The sequence below is a fragment of the Pseudomonas sp. NPDC089554 genome (assembly GCF_050280645.1).
Classification (GTDB): Bacteria; Pseudomonadota; Gammaproteobacteria; order Pseudomonadales; family Pseudomonadaceae; genus Aquipseudomonas.
Genome location: NZ_JBNNVR010000019.1, coordinates 55,961 through 72,355 on the forward strand (window position 1 = coordinate 55,961; position 16,395 = coordinate 72,355).

The following is a 16,395-nucleotide window of genomic DNA, read 5'->3' on the forward strand; positions in this document are numbered from 1 at the left end:
TGTCAACGACCGATGTCCGGCGCGACGATCCGTGCCCCTGTAGCCATGCTGCCGATGCGCTGGATGAACTCATCCCGGGTACGAAGGTTGTTGTACTGGTAGATGTAGACCGAGCGCGGCTGCATGACCGAGATAGCCTTCACCGCCTCCACCGGCCCCAATGCATAAGGCGGGTAAAGCGGCAGGAAGGCGATATCGATATTGCGCAGTGCGAGCATCTCTGGCACGGCTTCGGTTGAACCGCCGATGTACAGCCGTTGGCCGTCGACCGTGACCAGGTAGGCGTTGCCGCGCCCGCGCGGGTGCCAGCGTTCGGCCTGCCCATCGAGGCCATAAGAGGGCAACGCCTCGACCCGGAACCCGCCAAGCTCGGTGCTTTGCCCGTTTGCCAGCGAGACGGTGCTGCCTTTCAAGCTGTCCGGGAGCCGTTCCATCACATAGGGCGGCACGACGATTCGGGTGTTGGGGCCTGCAAGGTGTTGCAGGGTTTGCGCATCGTAGTGCTCATCGTGCTCGTGGGAGATCAGGATGAGGGTCGGTGCGTTATGACCGCCGTAGCGGCGCCCACCGCCGGTGGGGTCTGTGTAGATCACGCCTTTCGGCGTCTGGATCACTACGCTCATCTGCTGCACGGCGCTGACCAGGATATCGCCACTGTCGGACTGAAAACGCTCGGCGGGGGCTTGAGCCGCAACGCCGACAGCCGCCTTGAGCAAGAGGGCGCCGCCAATCAGGGCGATCAAGGTACGGTTCATCCGGGTGATACTCCCTAGGCTGCAAACGGGGTGTTTGTCGTGCCATGAAGTTCATCGCCAAATCGCTTGCAGCACCAGTCCGTTTCTATCAAGGAGGTATTCGATTCTCTCAACCGAGCGTTCGCCAGCCTCGAGAGAAAGGCATCAATCGCTGATTGAAAGCGCGTAGCCGACGGCGCAAGCCAGCCCTAATGTGCTGGTCATCCCATGACCTTTGAAAGGAGATGAAATGACCAGCCAGCCAAACCGCCAGATCGTCATTGCCAAGCGCCCGAACGGCGATGCCAAGCTGAGTGATTTCGCGTTCATCGATGGCGTGATCGCGTCACCTGCCAATGGCCAAGTGTTGACGCGCAACCTGCTGATCTCGATCGACCCCTACCAGCGCAGCCTGATGGGCAACGCTTCCACCGAACTGCCCGCGATCGACCTCGGCCAGCCCATGTCCGGCCCGACGGTCGCCGTCGTCGAGCATAGCCGCAACCCGCACTTCACCGAGGGCGACTACGTCGTCGGCTGGTCGGGCTGGCAGCAGTACGGGCTTTCCGATGGCGCCGAGCTCAGGAAGATCGACCCAGGCTTGGTGCCACCTTCCACCGCACTGGGCGTGCTTGGCCATACCGGCCTGACGGCTTGGCTGGGCGTCACCAAATTCATGCACCTAAAGCCTGGCGCCACGCTGGTGGTGACAGCTGCGGCCGGGTCGGTGGGCTCTCTGGCCGTTCAGTTGGCCAAGCTGCGCGGCCAGCGTGTGGTCGGCATCGCCGGCGGCGCTGACAAAGTGCGCTACCTCAAGGAAGAACTGGGCCTGGACGATGCCGTGGACTACAAGGCCGCAGACTTCACCGAGGCACTGGCCCGCGCCTTGCCCAACGGCCTGGACGCCCTGCTCGACAACGTCGGCGGCCACCTGTTCGAGGCGCTGATGCCGCACTTCAATCATCACGCACAGATCGTCATCGCCGGCCTGATTGCTCAATACGCCCACCCCGGCGCCGCAAGCGGCCCGAACCTGTTGCCAGACATGCTCAAGCTGTTCCTGTACCGCTTCATCCAGGTGCAGGGCTTCGCGATGCCTGATCACATCGCCAGCTACCCCGACTTCCTCGCCGAGGTGGTGCCGCTGGTGGCCCAGGGCAAGGTCAAGTACAGCGAGGAGTTCGTAGAGGGCCTGGACAGCATCCCCGCCGCCTTTCTGAGGCTGTACGACAAGCACAACCCCAACCGTGGCAAGTTGATCGCCCGCGTGGACTGACTGCAACGTGGATACGCCTGGAGAGTTTGGAATGAGTACCGAAGAGAACAAGCGCATCGTCGAAACGTTCTGCGCCCACTTCGAGCACGCCGCCATCGATGCCGTGCTTGAGATGATGAGCGAGGAGGCAACGTGGTGGGTCAACGGCAAGCCGCATCTGTTTTCCGGAGCGGGCCTGAAGACCAAGGCGCAGATGGCGCAACTCTGGCCTGCGCTCTACACATCGCTGGAGGGTGGCCTGAGGATGGAGGTGGTGAGCATGGTCGCCGAAGGTGACCGGGTGGCTGCCGAGCTACGCTCTCACGCCGTTACCACGCACGGGAAACGCTACGAGAACGACTACCACATGCTGTTTACGCTTCGCGATGGGAAGGTGGTGCAAGTGAAGGAATACACCGACCTGATGCACGCCACAGAAGTTTTCGGGTGAAGCGAGGGCGATGAAGAGGCAGCGCCGCGGGTTACGCGGCGCTTGGCGCGATCAGAACGACGCGCTGTAGAACAGCGAGTACGACTCGATCCCGTCGTTGGGCTGCTTGAGCCCGGCGTTGGAATAGTGCATGGCACGGAAACCGACCTTCTGCTGGCCCGGCAGCTTCACACCGAAGCCGATACGGTCTTCGAAGTTGAAGGACGAACCCAGGCGCTGGTCGCCTACGTCGGTCTTGGAGAAAGCAGCAATACCGATACCGGCTTCGATGAAGGGTACGTAGCCGGAAGTGCCGAACTCGTACACGAATACCGGGCTGAACGACAGCGAGTGTGCTGCACTGGCCTCACCGCCCTCCCAGTAGCTGTAGGCCGCGTCCCAGTAGCCGGTCAGGTGACCGGTGCTGCTTTCCAGCCATTTCTTGTCCCAGTCGAAAGACAGGCCTATACGGTAGGCCATGTCGCCCTGACCGGTTGCACCTACGGCGCCAGACACTTGTGCAGCCTGTGCCAGGTTGGCGCCGCCCAGCGCCAGTACCGCTACCGCCAACGATGCAGCGAAACGGGTTTTCATCTAGTGACTTCTCCTGATGGTCTTCACGGGCAGGTCACCCTTCTTGAGCAGTGCCTGCTACGAATGGGGTTTTGCCCCTTGTTATGTTATCGGCCCATGACCGACTTATGAGGCCGCGTCATAAGTGGTAATGCTTTTCGGATTATTGACACATAATTAGAAACTTGAAAGTCATTTGCCACCACTGGACGAGAAAAAGATACGCAAGTATCAGATTTCCCGTCTTTCAACGGCGTGCTCTCTTGGCGATGGACCACACGGTGTAACTGAAGGTTTCAGGTTTTTTCAGCCTCGTTTCGCTCCTCCAGCAAGCGTACGAACATGCTCAGGCTGCGTGACACCGTGCCACGGCGCCACACCAGCCAGGTCTTCAGGTAGCGGAAGTCTTCCGACAGCGGCCACACGCTGACCGTACTGGCGCCGGGCATGCTGTCGAGCATGCTGCGCGGCATCAGTGCAAGGCCCGCGCCGGCACTGACGCAGGCGAGCATGCCGTGGTACGACTCCATTTCGTGGATCTTGCCCGGCACGGCCTGGTCCTTGACGAACCAGTTTTCGAAATGGTGGCGGTAAGAGCAGTTGGCGCGGAAGGCATAGATGCTTTCGCCGTTGACGTCGCGGGCACGGCTGACCGTGGCATGGTTGAGCGGCGCGATCACCACCATTTCCTCCTCGAACACCGGCATGCCCTCCAGGGTCGGGTGCAGCACCGGGCCGTCGACGAAGGCTGCCACCAGGCGCCCGGCCAGCACGCCTTCTAGCATGGTGCCGGAAGGCCCGGTGGAGAGGTCCAGGTCGACTTTCGGGTAACGCTGGTTGTAGGCGGCCAGCAACCCAGGAATGCGCACCGCTGCGGTACTTTCCAGCGAACCCAGGGCGAAGGTGCCTTGCGGGTCTTCCCCGGCTACCGTCAAGCGCGCCTCTTGCACCAGTTCGAGAATGCGCCGGGTATATTCGAGGAAGTTCCAGCCCGCAGGCGACAGGCGCAGGCGGCTTTTCTCGCGGATGAACAGCTCCACCCCCAGGTCTTCCTCGAGCTGCTTGATGCGGGTGGTGAGGTTCGACGGCACCCGGTGGATCTGCTGGGCAGCAGCGCTGATGCTGCCGTGCTCGGCGACAGCTTTGAACATCTCCAGTTGCACCAGGTCCACGGCCTTTCTCCATTCGTGAATGTTTCGCTCATTATTATTCAGTTTTCAGTAAAGCTGCACGCCACTAGTCTGGGCTCCACGCGAAGACAACAACGAGGAACTCGCCATGAGCGTAATCAGCAGCCTGACCCATGCCATTTCCGTCGACCCCTACACCGGCGAGCAGATCGGCCACTACCCCTACGACACCGACGCCGTACTGGACGCGGCGCTACAACGTGCCAAGGCGGGCTTTGCCAGGTGGCGCCAGGTGTCGCTGGGTCAGCGCAGCGAATACCTGCTCGCCTTGGCGGCGGCCCTTCAGGCCAACCACGAAGCCCTCGCGGTGATGATCACCCGGGAAATCGGCAAGCCGATCGCCCAGGCCCGTGGCGAGGTGAGCAAATGCATCGGCCTGTGCCAGTGGTATGCCGAACATGGCCCGGCCATGCTCGCCCCCGAGCCGACCCAGGTCGAAAAGGCCCGCATCGAATACCGCCCGCTCGGCCCGATCCTGGCCGTGATGCCGTGGAACTTCCCGCTGTGGCAGGTGCTGCGCGGCGCCGTGCCGAGCATCCTGGCTGGCAACACCTTCGTGCTCAAGCACGCGCCTAACGTGATGGGCTCGGCCTACCTGCTGGCTGAGCTGTGCAAGCAGGCCAAGCTGCCTGAAGGTGTGTTCGAGGTAGTGAACGTCACCCCCGAAGGCGTCACCCGCGCCATCAACGACCCTCGCATCGCCGCTGTCACCCTGACCGGCAGCGTGCGCGCTGGCATGGCCATTGGTGCCCAAGCAGGCGCTGCGTTGAAGAAATGCGTGCTCGAACTGGGGGGCTCTGACCCGTTCATCGTGCTCGCCGACGCCGACCTGGATGCAGCGGTCAAGGCTGCGGTGGTGGGCCGTTACCAGAACACCGGCCAAGTCTGTGCGGCAGCCAAGCGGCTGATCGTCGAAGAAAGCATTGTCGAGGCGTTCACCCAGAAGTTCGTCGAGGCCACTCGAGCGCTTAAAGTTGGCAACCCGCTGGAAGACGACACCGACATCGGCCCTATGGCGCGTTTCGACCTGCGCGACGAACTGGACGGCCAGGTACAGGCAACCCTCGCTGAAGGCGCCACTCTGCTGTTGGGCGGGCACAAGGTCGAGGGCGCGGCGAACATCTATGCGCCTACCGTGTTCGCCAACGTTACCCCTGAAATGACGGCCTTCAAGCAGGAGCTGTTCGGGCCGGTGGCCGCGATCATCAGCGCCCGGGATGCCGAGCATGCGGTGGAGCTGGCCAACGACAGCGAGTTCGGCCTTGCCGCGACCATCTACACCGCCGACTACGCCCTGGCCGAACGCATGACGGCTGCGCTGGACACCGGTGGTGTGTTCATCAACGGCTACTGCGCTTCCGACCCCCGCGTGGCATTCGGTGGTGTAAAGAAGAGTGGTTTCGGGCGTGAACTGTCGCACTTCGGGTTGCGCGAGTTCACCAATGTTCAGACGGTGTGGTTGGACCGTAACTGATCACGTGATTGGCACCGGCCACGCCGGTGCCAATCACCAGAGAATCAACGGCTACGCCGCAAGGTCTCACTCGGCAGCTCCCGGAACAGCTGCCGATAACTTTCGGAAAACCGCCCCAAATGCCAGAACGACCACCGCATCGCCACCTCGGCCACGGTCGCCTCGCTCCCCCCTCGCAATAGGTCACGCCGCGCACCATTAAGCCGACGCAAGCGCAACCAATGCGCCGGCGGCATACCCGTGAAGGCCTTGAACGCCTGTTGCAGCTGACGCAACGAAACCCCCGCCACCCGCGCCAACTCCACCAGGTTCAGCGTTTCTTCCGGGCAATCGGCCGCCCACTCGCTAACCCGCTGCATGATCGCCCGCTCCTCCCCCCGTCTTCCCAAGGCTTGGCCCTGCAAACGCTGACAGGCGTTATCGAGGATGAACAGGCAGTCGTCGAGCAATTGCTCAGCCAAGGCCTGGCCCTGTAACGGGCAGTCGGCCTCGGTCAATCGGGTCAAGGTCGCGCTCAGCCAACTGCCGAACAGGGCATTCTGGCCACTGCCCAGCGGCACCATGAATAGCCCGCGCAACCGTTCCAGGTCCAGGCTGTGACGTGCGAGGAATGGCTGGTCGAACACCACCGCCACTTCCTGGTAGTTCTCCGGGGTGATCCAGATATTGCGGCTCTGCTCGTTGAGCAGATACAGGCTGTTATCGACGCGGTCGAAGCAGAACGCCAACGACCCGCTCGGGGCGCGGAAGAACTGCTCCACCCGGGTATTGAGGCGCTCCTCGTAGACCTCCACGCCATCGAGCCCCAGGCAGCGCAACTGGCCGCTGAAATGCCCCGGCGACATCTGCCGGTATTGCTGCTGCCAACCCGGCGTAGCGCGGACCTGTTCGGTCACATCGGTGGTGTGGAAGGCCTGGACTTGCAAGGCGGTGTGCGTGTTCACGCGGCGTCCTATATGCACTCTTCTGGTGCATTCGTTGACGAAGAAAACGGATAGATCGCCTCTAGGGGCAGCGCCCAAGATAGTCCTCAGTGCGCTTCAGGGGAAGCTCCCCCTGAACCGAGCGCCGAAAACACCCAACCAAGAGGTCTGTATGAACGCCCCCTTCGATCAGCTGTCCGCCTGGCTGAAAGAACACCGGATCACCGAAGTCGAATGCGTGGTCAGCGACCTGACCGGCATCGCCCGCGGCAAGATCGCCCCGACCGCCAAGTTCCTCAACGAGCGTGGCATGCGCCTGCCTGAAAGCGTGCTGTTGCAGACGGTCACCGGCGACTTCGTCGACGACGACATCTACTACAGCCTGCTCGACCCTGCCGATATCGACATGGTCTGCCGCCCCGACCCGACAGCGGTGTACCAGGTGCCCTGGGCGCTCGAGCCGACCGCCATCGTCATCCACGATACCTTCGACAAGCACGGCAACCCCATCGCCCTGTCGCCACGCAACGTGCTCAAGAAAGTGCTGGCCTTGTATGCCGCGCAAGGCTGGCAGCCGATCGTCGCCCCGGAGATGGAGTTCTACCTGACCCAGCGCTGCGAAGACCCGGACCTGCCGCTGCAAGTGCCGCTGGGGCGCTCGGGCCGCGCCGAAAGTGGCCGCCAGTCGTTCTCCATCGACGCGGCCAACGAATTCGACCCGCTGTTCGAAGACGTCTACGACTGGTGCGAGATCCAGGGCCTGGACCTGGACACGCTGATCCACGAAGACGGCCCGGCGCAGATGGAGATCAACTTCCGCCATGGCGATGCCCTGGACCTGGCCGACCAGATCACCGTGTTCAAGCGCACCCTGCGCGAGGCGGCGCTCAAGCACAACGTCACCGCCACCTTCATGGCCAAGCCGATCACCGACGAGCCCGGCAGCGCCATGCACCTGCACCAGAGCGTGGTCGACATCGCCACCGGGCGGCCGATCTTCGCCAATGAAGACGGCAGCATGAGCGAGCTGTTCCTGCACCATATCGGCGGATTGCAGAAATACATTCCCCAGGTGCTGCCGATGTTCGCACCGAACGTCAACTCGTTCCGCCGCTTCCTGCCCGATACCTCGGCGCCGGTGAACGTGGAATGGGGCGAGGAAAACCGCACTGCCGGCCTGCGCGTGCCCACCTCCAGCCCTGAGGCGATGCGCGTGGAGAACCGCCTGCCAGGCGCCGACGCCAACCCCTACCTGGCCATTGCGGCCAGCCTGCTGTGTGGCTACCTCGGCATGGTCGAGAAGCTTGAGCCCAGCGCCCCGGTACAAGGCCGCGCCTATGAGCGACGCAACCTGCGCCTGCCGATCACCATCGAAGACGCCTTGCAGCACATGGAGGATTGCGCGGTGCTGGAACAGTACCTGGGCCGCCAGTTCGTGCAGGGCTACGTGGCGGTCAAGCGCGCCGAGCATGAGAACTTCAAGCGGGTCATCAGCTCCTGGGAGCGCGAGTTCCTATTGTTGAGCGTGTGATTCACGCACTCCCTGTAGGAGCGGGCTTGCCCGCGAACCAGGGCAAAGCCCTGGCCATTCACTGTGGTGTTCTTTTCGCGGGCAAGCCCGCTCCTACAGGGCGCATTAGCTCCAGACGATTGAACCAACGACCAGAACAATTTCAACGAGGTGTCGACATGCGTCATTTGCAACCCCTGATCCCGGCGGCCTTCGCCCTGCTGTTCGGTGCGACCGCCCAGGCCGAATCGACGGTCAGCGTGTACAACTGGACCGACTACGTCGGCGAGACCACCCTGGCCGACTTCCAGGCCAGCACCGGCATCAAGGTGGTCTATGACGTGTTCGACTCCAACGAAACCCTCGAAGGCAAGCTTCTGGCCGGGCGCACCGGCTACGACGTGGTGGTGCCGTCCAACCACTTCCTCGCCCGCCAGGCCAAGGCCGGCGCCTTCCTGCCGCTGGACCGCAGCAAGCTGCCGAACTGGCAGCACCTGGACCCGAAACTGCTCAAGCAACTGGAGCAGAACGACCCCGGCAACCAGTACGCCGTGCCGTACCTGTGGGGCACCAACGGCATCGGCTACAACGTCGAGAAGGTCAAGGCCGCGCTGGGCATCGACAAGGTCGACTCGTGGGCGGTGATGTTCGAGCCGGAAAACCTCAAGAAGCTGCAAAAATGCGGCGTGGCCTTCATGGACTCACCCGACGAACTGTTCCCCGCCATGCTCAACTACCTGGGCCTGAACCCGCGCAGCGAAAACCCGAAGGATTATGAAAAAGCCGAGGCGCGCCTGCTGGAACTGCGCCCCTACATCACCTACTTCCACTCGTCCAAATACGTCTCGGACCTGGCCAACGGCGATGTCTGCGTGGCCTTCGGCTACTCGGGCGACGTGTTCCAGGCCGCCAACCGCGCGGTGGAGGCGAACAACGGCGTGAAGGTGGCGTACAGCATTCCCAAGGAAGGCAGCAACCTGTGGTTCGACCTGCTGGCCATCCCCAAGGACGCCAAGAACCCTGAACAAGCCCTGGCCTTCATCAACTACCTGCTCGACCCGCAGGTGATCGCCAAGGTCAGCGCCACGGTCGGCTACGCCAATGCCAACCCCGATGCCCAGGCCTACATGGACAAGTCGCTGGTGGAAAACCCCGAGGTCTACCCGCCTCAAGCGGTGCTGGACAAGCTGTACGTCTCCACCACCCAGAGCCCGAAGATCATGCGCCTGATGACCCGCTCCTGGAGCAAGATCAAGTCCAACCGCTGAGCCGAGCCCACGCCATGCCTGCCACTACCCAACACACTGCCTCCTACTACGCCGCCACTGCGCGCAGCACGGCGCCCTACCCCATGCTCGAAGGCGAGCTGAGCGCCGACGTGTGCGTGGTCGGCGGCGGCCTGACCGGCGTCAACACTGCACTTGAACTGGCCGAGCGCGGCCTTTCGGTGATCCTGTTGGAGGCCCGGCGCATCGGCTGGGGCGCCAGCGGGCGCAACGGCGGCCAGCTGATTCGCGGCATCGGCCATGACGTCTCGGGCTTTGCCCGGTACGTCGGCCAGGATGGCGTGCGCTACCTCAAGCAGGCCGGGCTCGACTCGGTCGAGCTGGTGGCCCGGCGCATCGAGCAGTACGGCATCGATTGCGACCTGCGCTGGGGGTTCTGCGAGCTGGCCAACACGCCGGCGCAATTCGAGGCCTTCCAGGAAGAACAGCAAGACCTGGCCAGCCTCGGCTACCGCCATGAAACCCGACTGGTGCCACCTGCACAGTTACATGAAGTAGTGGCCAGCGACCTGTACGCGGGCGGCTTGGTAGACATGGGCTCGGGCCACCTGCACCCACTCGACCTGGTGCAGGGCGAGGCCCGCGCCGCCGCCAGCCTTGGCGTACGCCTCTTCGAGCAGACCCCGGTGCTGCGCATCGAACATGGCACCACCGTCACCCTGCACTGCCCGAACGGCAAGGTGCGTGCGCAAAGCCTGGTGCTCGGCTGCAACGCGCACCTGGATGCACTCGAGCCGCGCCTGAGTGGCAAGGTGCTGCCCGCCGGCAGCTACGTGGTGGCCACCGAACCGCTGCCAGAAGACCTCGCGCGCTCGCTGATCCCGCAGAACATGGCGCTGTGCGACCAGAAGGTCGGGCTCGACTATTACCGCCTCACCGCCGACCGCCGCCTGCTGTTCGGCGGCGCCTGCCATTACTCCGGGCGCGACCCGAAGGACATCGGCGTCTACATGCGGCCCAAGGTGCTCAAGGTGTTCCCGCAACTGAGCGATGTGCGCATCGACTTCCAGTGGGGCGGCATGATCGGTATCACCGCCAACCGCTTCCCCCAGGTCGGCCGCCTGGCCCATCACCCGAACGTGTTCTACGCCCAGGGGTATTCAGGTCACGGCCTGAACGTCACCCACTGGACCGCCAAGCTGCTGGCCGAAGCCATTGCGCTCGGCCACAGCCAGGGCCTGGACGTATTCAGCGCCGTGCCGCACCTGACCTTCCCCGGCGGCAAGGCGCTTCGCTCGCCGCTGCTGGCGGCGGGGATGCTGTGGTATCGGTTGCGGGAGGTGCTGGGCTGACCTCGCCCAAGTCAGAGAATCGCCTGTAGCCCTTTGTCGGCGATGACGTTGAGCAGCTTCAAGGCAGGCCCGCCAGGGCGTGTTTCGCCCTGTTCCCACTTACGCACGGTAGAGGCGCTAGTGTGCAAATGCAGGGCGAACACCGGCTGGCTGAACCTGAGTGCCTCGCGTAGATGCTTGATATCCATGGCGCTGAACTCGCGAACCGGTGCGGGGCAAATCGCCTCGAAGTCGCGCATCGTAACTTTATCGATGGCACCTGCCTGCACAAGCAGAGAAAGCTCATCACGTAGAGACTCAATAATTTTGCTGGTCACAGCACACCTCCATCAACACACCACAGGCCAATGCCTTCACCATGGCCTGTGGTGACAACTCCAGAAAAACCTTTCCAGAAAACTGCAACGCTTTCTGTTCACTGGCGCAGATATTTGCCCTATCGCTTTTGGCAAACCCATGCAAAAACACATAGCGTTTGCCGAGTCGCACCGACAGTAATGTGCGATACCCACTGCGTTTGCCTGTAGCCGTGCCTGCAATACGCTTTTTGAACAAATACCCGCCCAGGTTCGCATCGATCAAACCACTCTGCATTTCTTCGACCGCATCACACAACGCGGCATCGGTAAGCCTTTCGCCCAACTGCCAGCGGGCGAACTCCTTGCGCTTGTAGATCTTCATGCAAACACCCATAAAACATACCCGTAAAGGGTATATTTTTTCAATGAGCGCTTTTGAATCCTAGTCAGATGGTTCAGGAAGCGGTGTAGGAATGAACTAGTTGCCATATCAGTTCATGCCTATTACTGGCCTTCCAGCCACCGACTGCTAGCGTTGTTCTGGCCTCTCCCCAATGGACGCTACACATCATGAAACCACTGCCTCGCGCCACCCTGCTGTGCGCTGCCCTGCTTGCCCTGGCCGCCTGTTCCAGCAACCGCGTCGATCCGAGCCAGTATTCCGGGTTTCTCAAGGACTACAGCCGGCTCAAGCCGGCCGAAAGCATTTCCGGGGCGCCGGTGATGCGCTGGGTCGACCCGGGTCTCGATGCCAGCCAGTACCGCCAGGTGTTCATCGAGCCCAGCCAGTTCTACCCCAAGCCGCAGCCCACTGCGGTGATCTCCGAGCAGACCCTGCAAGCCATCACCCGCTACTTCAACGAAGCGCTGCGCCGTGAACTGGGCAGCGTGTTGACCCTGGTGCAAGCGCCTGGGCCCGGCACCATCGTGGTCCGCCCGGCGATCACTGCCGTGTCCACCCATACCGAAGGGCTCAAGCCTTACGAAGTAATCCCGATCGCGCTGGTCGCAGCCGCCGTGAACACCGCTGCGGGCGGGCGCGACCAGGCGACGGACGTCGCGGTCGAGGCTGCCTTCCTCGATGGTGGCAACCAGAAGGTGCTGGCCCAGGTGGTGCGCAAGGGCAGTGGCAAGGACCTGGAGAACGACACCCAGCAGCTGACCCTGGACGATGTGAAACCGGTACTCGATGGCTGGGCCAGCGATATGCGCCGCAGCTTCGTGGCGTTGCGCGACAAGCAGCACTGACGCCCCGGCCTGCTTCGCGGGTTTGCCCGCGAAGCAGTTTCACAATCGCCACGATACAGCTGCGCTAAGATGCCGCCATGAACACAAATCATGAAGCATCCCCCCTACCCGCCGACTTGCGGGTATTCCTCACGGTCATCCGCAAGGCCAGCTTCGCCGCTGCCGCCGTGGAGCTGGACCAGTCGCCGGCCTATGTCAGCAAGCGTATCCGCATCCTCGAGGAAACCCTCGGCACTCGCCTGCTGCACCGCTCGGCGCGACGCATCGCGCTGACCGACGCAGGCATGCGCGCCCAGCAGTGGGCCGAGCGGCTGCTGGAAAACCTCGATGACTTCATGGCCGACCTCAACCAGGTGCGCCAGGCGCCGCGCGGCTTGCTGCACGTGTGCAGCAGCCTCGGCTTCGGTCGCAACCATGTGGCCCCGGCCATCGCCGAACTGGCGGCCGCCTACCCCGACCTGGAGATCCGCCTGGACGTGTTCGACCGGGCGGTGGACATCGTCGCCGAAGGCTTCGACCTGGAGATACGGGTGGGTGACGACCTACCGGTGCAACACATCTGCCGCCAGCTGGCAAGCAACCGACGAATCCTCTGCGGCACCCCGCAATACCTGGCCCGGCGTGGTACCCCGCAAACCCTCGATGACCTCGCAGGCCACGACTGCCTGGTGCTCAAGGAGCGCAACAGCCCGTTCGGCCTGTGGCGCCTGCAGGCCGCAGACGAGGAACACACCGTGCGAATCAACGGCACACTGTCGTCCAACAGTGGCGAAATCGTCTTGCAATGGGCGCTGGCCCACTGCGGGCTGCTGCTGCGCTCGCAGTGGGACGTGCAACCCATGCTGGATCAGGGGCGCCTGGTGCAGGTGCTGCCGGCCTACAGCCAAAGCGCCAATGTGTGGGCGGTGTACCCCACGCGCTTGGCCGATTCGGCCAAGCTGCGGGTGTGCGTGGAGTTTCTCCAGGCGCGCCTCAAGCGCTAGGCGAGCCAGGGGTTCGAAGCCAGGTGCCGGGCCTCGAAGTCGCGGATCTGCTCGCTGCGCTGCAAGGTGCTGCCGATGGCGTCCAGACCCAGTAGCAAGGCCTCCTTGCGCAGGGCATCGAGGCTGAAGTCGATACCTTCGCCATCCGCCAGGGTAATGCGCTGGGCGGGCAGGTCGATGCCGATGGCCGCACTCCCCGCCTCGCTTACCCGCTCGCCCAAGTGCTTGAGCTGCGCCGGCTCCAGCTGGATGGTCAGCACGCCGTTGCGTTGGCAGTTGTCGTAGAAGATCCCCGCGAACGTCGTGCCGATCAGGGCACGAATCCCCAGTTGCTTGAGCCCCCACACCGCATGCTCGCGGCTTGAACCGCAACCGAAGTTGGGGCCCACCACCAGGAAGCGCGCCTCGTTCCAGGGCGCTTGGTTAAGAATGAACGCCGGGTTCGGCCTGCCGCCTTCAAGAAACCGCAGGTCAAAGAACACCCCGCGGTCCAGGCCGTTGCGGTCGATGCCCTTGAGGAACTGCTTGGGCATGATCACATCGGTGTCGATATTGGCCGCCAGCATGGGTGCGGCAATGCCTTGAACATGGTTGAACGGTTGCATCTCAAGCCTCCTCCATCGTCAGTTGGCGAACATCGACCAGCTGGCCGGTCACTGCCGCCGCGGCGACCATCGCCGGGCTCATCAAGTGGGTGCGGGCACCGGCGCCCTGGCGCCCTTCGAAATTGCGGTTGGTGCTGGATGCACAGCGGTCACCCGGGCCCAGCACATCGTCGTTCATCGCCAGGCACATCGAGCAGCCCGACTGCCGCCATTCGAAGCCAGCCTCACGGAACACCTGGGCCAGGCCCTCGGCCTCGGCCTGGTCGCGCACCTGGGTCGAGCCCGGCACGATCATCGCCCGTACACCCTTGGCGACCTTGCGCCCCTTGGCCACCCGTGCGGCATCACGCAGGTCCTCGATGCGGGCGTTGGTGCACGAGCCGATGAAAGCGTGGCTGATGGGAATACCCGACAACGCCATGCCGGGCTCCAGGCCCATGTAGCGCAAGGCGCGCTGCAGGTCCTGACGCAGGATCAAGTCCGGCTCGGCCAACGGGTCGGGCACGCACTGGTCGATGGCCGCCGCCTGGTCAGGGCTGGTGCCCCAGGTGACCATCGGCTGCAAGCTGTCCACCTGCAGGTGAACCTCGCGGTCGAACACCGCGCCAGGGTCGCTGTACAGCTCGCGCCAACGCGCCACCGCGGCCTCCCACAGGGCGCCCTGGGGCGCCCGCGGCTTGACCTGGAGATAGGCGAACACCTTGTCGTCCGGGGTCATGAAAGCGCCTCGGGCACCGGCTTCGACCGCCATGTTGCACAGGGTCATGCGCCCCTCTACGCTCAAGGCCTCGATCACTGGCCCGGCGAATTCGATGGCATAGCCAGTGGCACCCGCAGCACCGATCTGGCGAATGAGCGCCATGATGATGTCCTTGGCCACCACGCCCGGCCCGGTCTCACCGTCCACCGTCACGCGCAGGGTCTTCAGGCGCTTGTACACCAGGGTCTGGGTCGCCAGCAGGTGCTCGATCTCCGAGGTGCCAATGCCGAAGCCGAAGGCGCCGAGCGCACCGTAAGTGGTGGTGTGGCTGTCACCGGCAGCCACCATCATGCCTGGCAGGATGAAGCCTTGCTCAGGTGCCACCACGTGCTCGATACCCTGGCGTTTGTCGAGCACGTCGAACAGCTCGAGGCCGAAGTCGCGGCAGTTTTCCTGGAAATAGCTGACCTGCCGCGCGCCACCCGGGTCGGGCATGTGGGCGTCACGCTCAGGCGCGGTGGGGTTGACGTGGTCGACCACGCACAGCGTCGCCGAAGGTCGCCACACCTTGCGCCCAGCCTCGCGCAGGCCGCTGAAGGCTTGCGGGCTGGTGTATTCGTTGGCGACCTGGCGGTCGATGTACAGCAGCACGTGGCCCTGGTCGTCCAGTTCGCAGACGGTGTGGGCATCGATATGTTTCTGGTACAGCGTTCTCGGGCTGTTCATGGCAGGTCCATCACGGTGGTGGTCGGGGTTTCGCGGGCAGCCGAAGGCCTGGCCAGGCAGCGAGTGCCTGGCTTGGTGGTCATTGCGTGCGGCTTAGGCCTGGGTCAGGAATGGCAGCGCGTGCTCAAGCAGCGCCTCGGGGGCTTCTTCGGGGATGTAATGGCCGCACGGCAATTGCCCACCACGCACATCGCGGGCAATGGCCTGCCACTCTTCCAATGGCTTGAAGCATTTCTCGATCACCCCGTCTCGGCCCCACATCACCAATAGCGGCGCCTCGATCTTGTTGCCAGCGTCGAGATCGGCCTGGTCGTGTTCCAGGTCGATGCTGGCAGCGGCGCGGTAGTCCTCGCACACGCCCCGGGCAGCACCCGGCAGGGACAGGCAACGGCGGTACTCGGCGAACGCCTCGTCGGTAAACGGCGTCAGGCCTGCGCTGCGACCGCCCATCACACTGCGCAGGTAGCCGTCGGGGTCGGCCTCGATCAGGGTTTCCGGCAGCGGTGCCGGGCGAATCAGGAAGAACCAGTGCCAGTAGGCACGGGCGAAGGCTTCGTTGGTCTGGCGGTACATGGCCAGGGTCGGGGCAATGTCCAGCAACACCAGGCGGTTCAGGCACGCTGGGTGGTCCAGGGCCAGGCGATGGGCTACCCGGGCGCCACGGTCATGGGCCAGCACGGAGAAGGTAGTGAAGCCCAGGCCGTGCATCAGGCCGACCATATCGCGGGCCATGCTGCGCTTGGAATACTGGCTGTGGTCGGCATCGGCCAGGGGCTTGGCCGAGTCGCCGTAGCCACGCAGGTCGGCCGCCACCACAGTGAAATGCTTGGCGAGGGTATCGGCGACCTTGTGCCAGATCACATGGGTCTGCGGGTGGCCGTGCAGCAGCAACAGCGCGGGGCCTTGGCCGCCGATACGGTAGGCGATCTCAACACCGTCGACGGCATGGCAGGCTTTGTGGAAACCACGGAACATGTTGGTCACTCCATTGTTGTTATGACGTTCATGTGCCGAGGATAGCCCCGGTACGGAACGGTTCAATGGTGTGAGTGGAGATGGATGGAACACGAATCGTGAAGTATGTAGTCAGCAAGATCGGTGCGGCCTCTTCGCGGGCAAGCCCGCTCCTACAGGTTTACCGCAGGCCGGAGAGCGGCGCTGTTCCTG

Annotated in this window: 17 protein-coding genes; 8 read left to right on the forward strand and 9 right to left on the reverse strand. The window is 63.5% G+C overall.

The annotated features are described in order from the left end of the window. Positions 1-2: 2 nt before the first annotated feature. On the reverse strand, positions 3-755 hold the full coding sequence (locus tag ACQKPE_RS08675; protein WP_427664951.1) for an MBL fold metallo-hydrolase: 753 nt from the start codon (positions 753-755) through the stop codon (positions 3-5). A gap of 229 nt (positions 756-984) precedes the next feature. Between ACQKPE_RS08675 and ACQKPE_RS08680 the strand changes: the two genes are divergently transcribed. Together ACQKPE_RS08680 and ACQKPE_RS08685 are read left to right on the forward strand one after the other, a co-directional pair. After that, positions 985-2,010: an NADP-dependent oxidoreductase gene (locus ACQKPE_RS08680; protein WP_427664953.1), complete on the forward strand. Its 1,026-nt coding sequence runs from the start codon at positions 985-987 to the stop codon at positions 2,008-2,010. 31 nt (positions 2,011-2,041) lie between these two features. Next, positions 2,042-2,440 (forward strand): nuclear transport factor 2 family protein, encoded by a 399-nt coding sequence (locus ACQKPE_RS08685; protein ID WP_427664955.1) that lies wholly within the window; start codon positions 2,042-2,044, stop codon positions 2,438-2,440. Positions 2,441-2,491: 51 nt separating this feature from the next. Here ACQKPE_RS08685 and ACQKPE_RS08690 read toward each other — a convergent pair whose 3' ends face one another. Then, the gene (locus ACQKPE_RS08690; RefSeq protein WP_427664957.1) at positions 2,492-3,013 is read right to left on the reverse strand and encodes an acyloxyacyl hydrolase; all 522 of its coding nucleotides are present in this window, start codon (positions 3,011-3,013) and stop codon (positions 2,492-2,494) included. 275 nt (positions 3,014-3,288) lie between these two features. Further along, the gene (ptrR, locus tag ACQKPE_RS08695; RefSeq protein ID WP_427664959.1) at positions 3,289-4,164 is read right to left on the reverse strand and encodes a putrescine utilization regulator PtrR; all 876 of its coding nucleotides are present in this window, start codon (positions 4,162-4,164) and stop codon (positions 3,289-3,291) included. A gap of 106 nt (positions 4,165-4,270) precedes the next feature. Here ptrR and ACQKPE_RS08700 point away from each other — a divergent pair, with 106 nt between their 5' ends. Next, positions 4,271-5,656, forward strand: a complete 1,386-nt coding sequence (locus tag ACQKPE_RS08700; RefSeq protein WP_427664961.1) for an aldehyde dehydrogenase family protein — start codon at positions 4,271-4,273, stop codon at positions 5,654-5,656. Between the two features lie 44 nt (positions 5,657-5,700). On the opposite strand, the gene ACQKPE_RS08705 is transcribed toward ACQKPE_RS08700, so the two are convergent. Further along, positions 5,701-6,600, reverse strand: a complete 900-nt coding sequence (locus ACQKPE_RS08705) for a helix-turn-helix domain-containing protein (RefSeq protein WP_427664963.1) — start codon at positions 6,598-6,600, stop codon at positions 5,701-5,703. A gap of 151 nt (positions 6,601-6,751) precedes the next feature. Here ACQKPE_RS08705 and ACQKPE_RS08710 point away from each other — a divergent pair, with 151 nt between their 5' ends. From ACQKPE_RS08710 to ACQKPE_RS08720, 3 genes are all read left to right on the forward strand, one after another. Next, positions 6,752-8,110 (forward strand): glutamine synthetase family protein, encoded by a 1,359-nt coding sequence (locus ACQKPE_RS08710; RefSeq protein WP_427664964.1) that lies wholly within the window; start codon positions 6,752-6,754, stop codon positions 8,108-8,110. 158 nt (positions 8,111-8,268) lie between these two features. Next, a complete protein-coding gene (locus ACQKPE_RS08715; RefSeq protein ID WP_427664966.1) occupies positions 8,269-9,357 on the forward strand; it encodes a polyamine ABC transporter substrate-binding protein in 1,089 nt (362 codons plus the stop codon). A gap of 14 nt (positions 9,358-9,371) precedes the next feature. Next, positions 9,372-10,667, forward strand: a complete 1,296-nt coding sequence (locus tag ACQKPE_RS08720) for an NAD(P)/FAD-dependent oxidoreductase (RefSeq protein WP_427664968.1) — start codon at positions 9,372-9,374, stop codon at positions 10,665-10,667. A gap of 11 nt (positions 10,668-10,678) precedes the next feature. On the opposite strand, the gene ACQKPE_RS08725 is transcribed toward ACQKPE_RS08720, so the two are convergent. Together ACQKPE_RS08725 and ACQKPE_RS08730 are read right to left on the reverse strand one after the other, a co-directional pair. Then, positions 10,679-10,984 carry a helix-turn-helix domain-containing protein gene (locus tag ACQKPE_RS08725; protein ID WP_427664970.1) on the reverse strand — a complete coding sequence of 102 codons (306 nt, stop codon included), beginning with the start codon at positions 10,982-10,984 and terminating at the stop codon, positions 10,679-10,681. Next, positions 10,965-11,348 (reverse strand): type II toxin-antitoxin system RelE/ParE family toxin, encoded by a 384-nt coding sequence (locus ACQKPE_RS08730; protein WP_427664972.1) that lies wholly within the window; start codon positions 11,346-11,348, stop codon positions 10,965-10,967. The genes ACQKPE_RS08725 and ACQKPE_RS08730 overlap by 20 nt, the downstream gene beginning before the upstream one ends. A 188-nt stretch (positions 11,349-11,536) precedes the next feature. Between ACQKPE_RS08730 and ACQKPE_RS08735 the strand changes: the two genes are divergently transcribed. Both ACQKPE_RS08735 and ACQKPE_RS08740 read left to right on the forward strand, forming a co-directional pair. After that, a complete protein-coding gene (locus ACQKPE_RS08735; RefSeq protein ID WP_427664973.1) occupies positions 11,537-12,214 on the forward strand; it encodes a DUF3313 domain-containing protein in 678 nt (225 codons plus the stop codon). A 77-nt stretch (positions 12,215-12,291) separates the two neighbouring features. Then, positions 12,292-13,197: a LysR substrate-binding domain-containing protein gene (locus tag ACQKPE_RS08740; RefSeq protein ID WP_427664975.1), complete on the forward strand. Its 906-nt coding sequence runs from the start codon at positions 12,292-12,294 to the stop codon at positions 13,195-13,197. Here the strand turns inward: ACQKPE_RS08740 and leuD are convergent. The 3 genes from leuD to ACQKPE_RS08755 form a co-directional block, all read right to left on the reverse strand. After that, positions 13,194-13,802 (reverse strand): 3-isopropylmalate dehydratase small subunit, encoded by a 609-nt coding sequence (gene leuD / locus ACQKPE_RS08745; RefSeq protein ID WP_427664976.1) that lies wholly within the window; start codon positions 13,800-13,802, stop codon positions 13,194-13,196. The two genes, ACQKPE_RS08740 and leuD, sit on opposite strands and share 4 nt — an antisense overlap. Before the next feature lies 1 nt (position 13,803). Further along, positions 13,804-15,228, reverse strand: coding sequence for a 3-isopropylmalate dehydratase large subunit (gene leuC / locus ACQKPE_RS08750; protein WP_427664978.1), 1,425 nt, complete (start codon positions 15,226-15,228; stop codon positions 13,804-13,806). A gap of 93 nt (positions 15,229-15,321) precedes the next feature. Beyond that, positions 15,322-16,203 (reverse strand): alpha/beta fold hydrolase, encoded by an 882-nt coding sequence (locus ACQKPE_RS08755; protein ID WP_427664980.1) that lies wholly within the window; start codon positions 16,201-16,203, stop codon positions 15,322-15,324. Between the last annotated feature and the right edge of the window lie 192 nt (positions 16,204-16,395).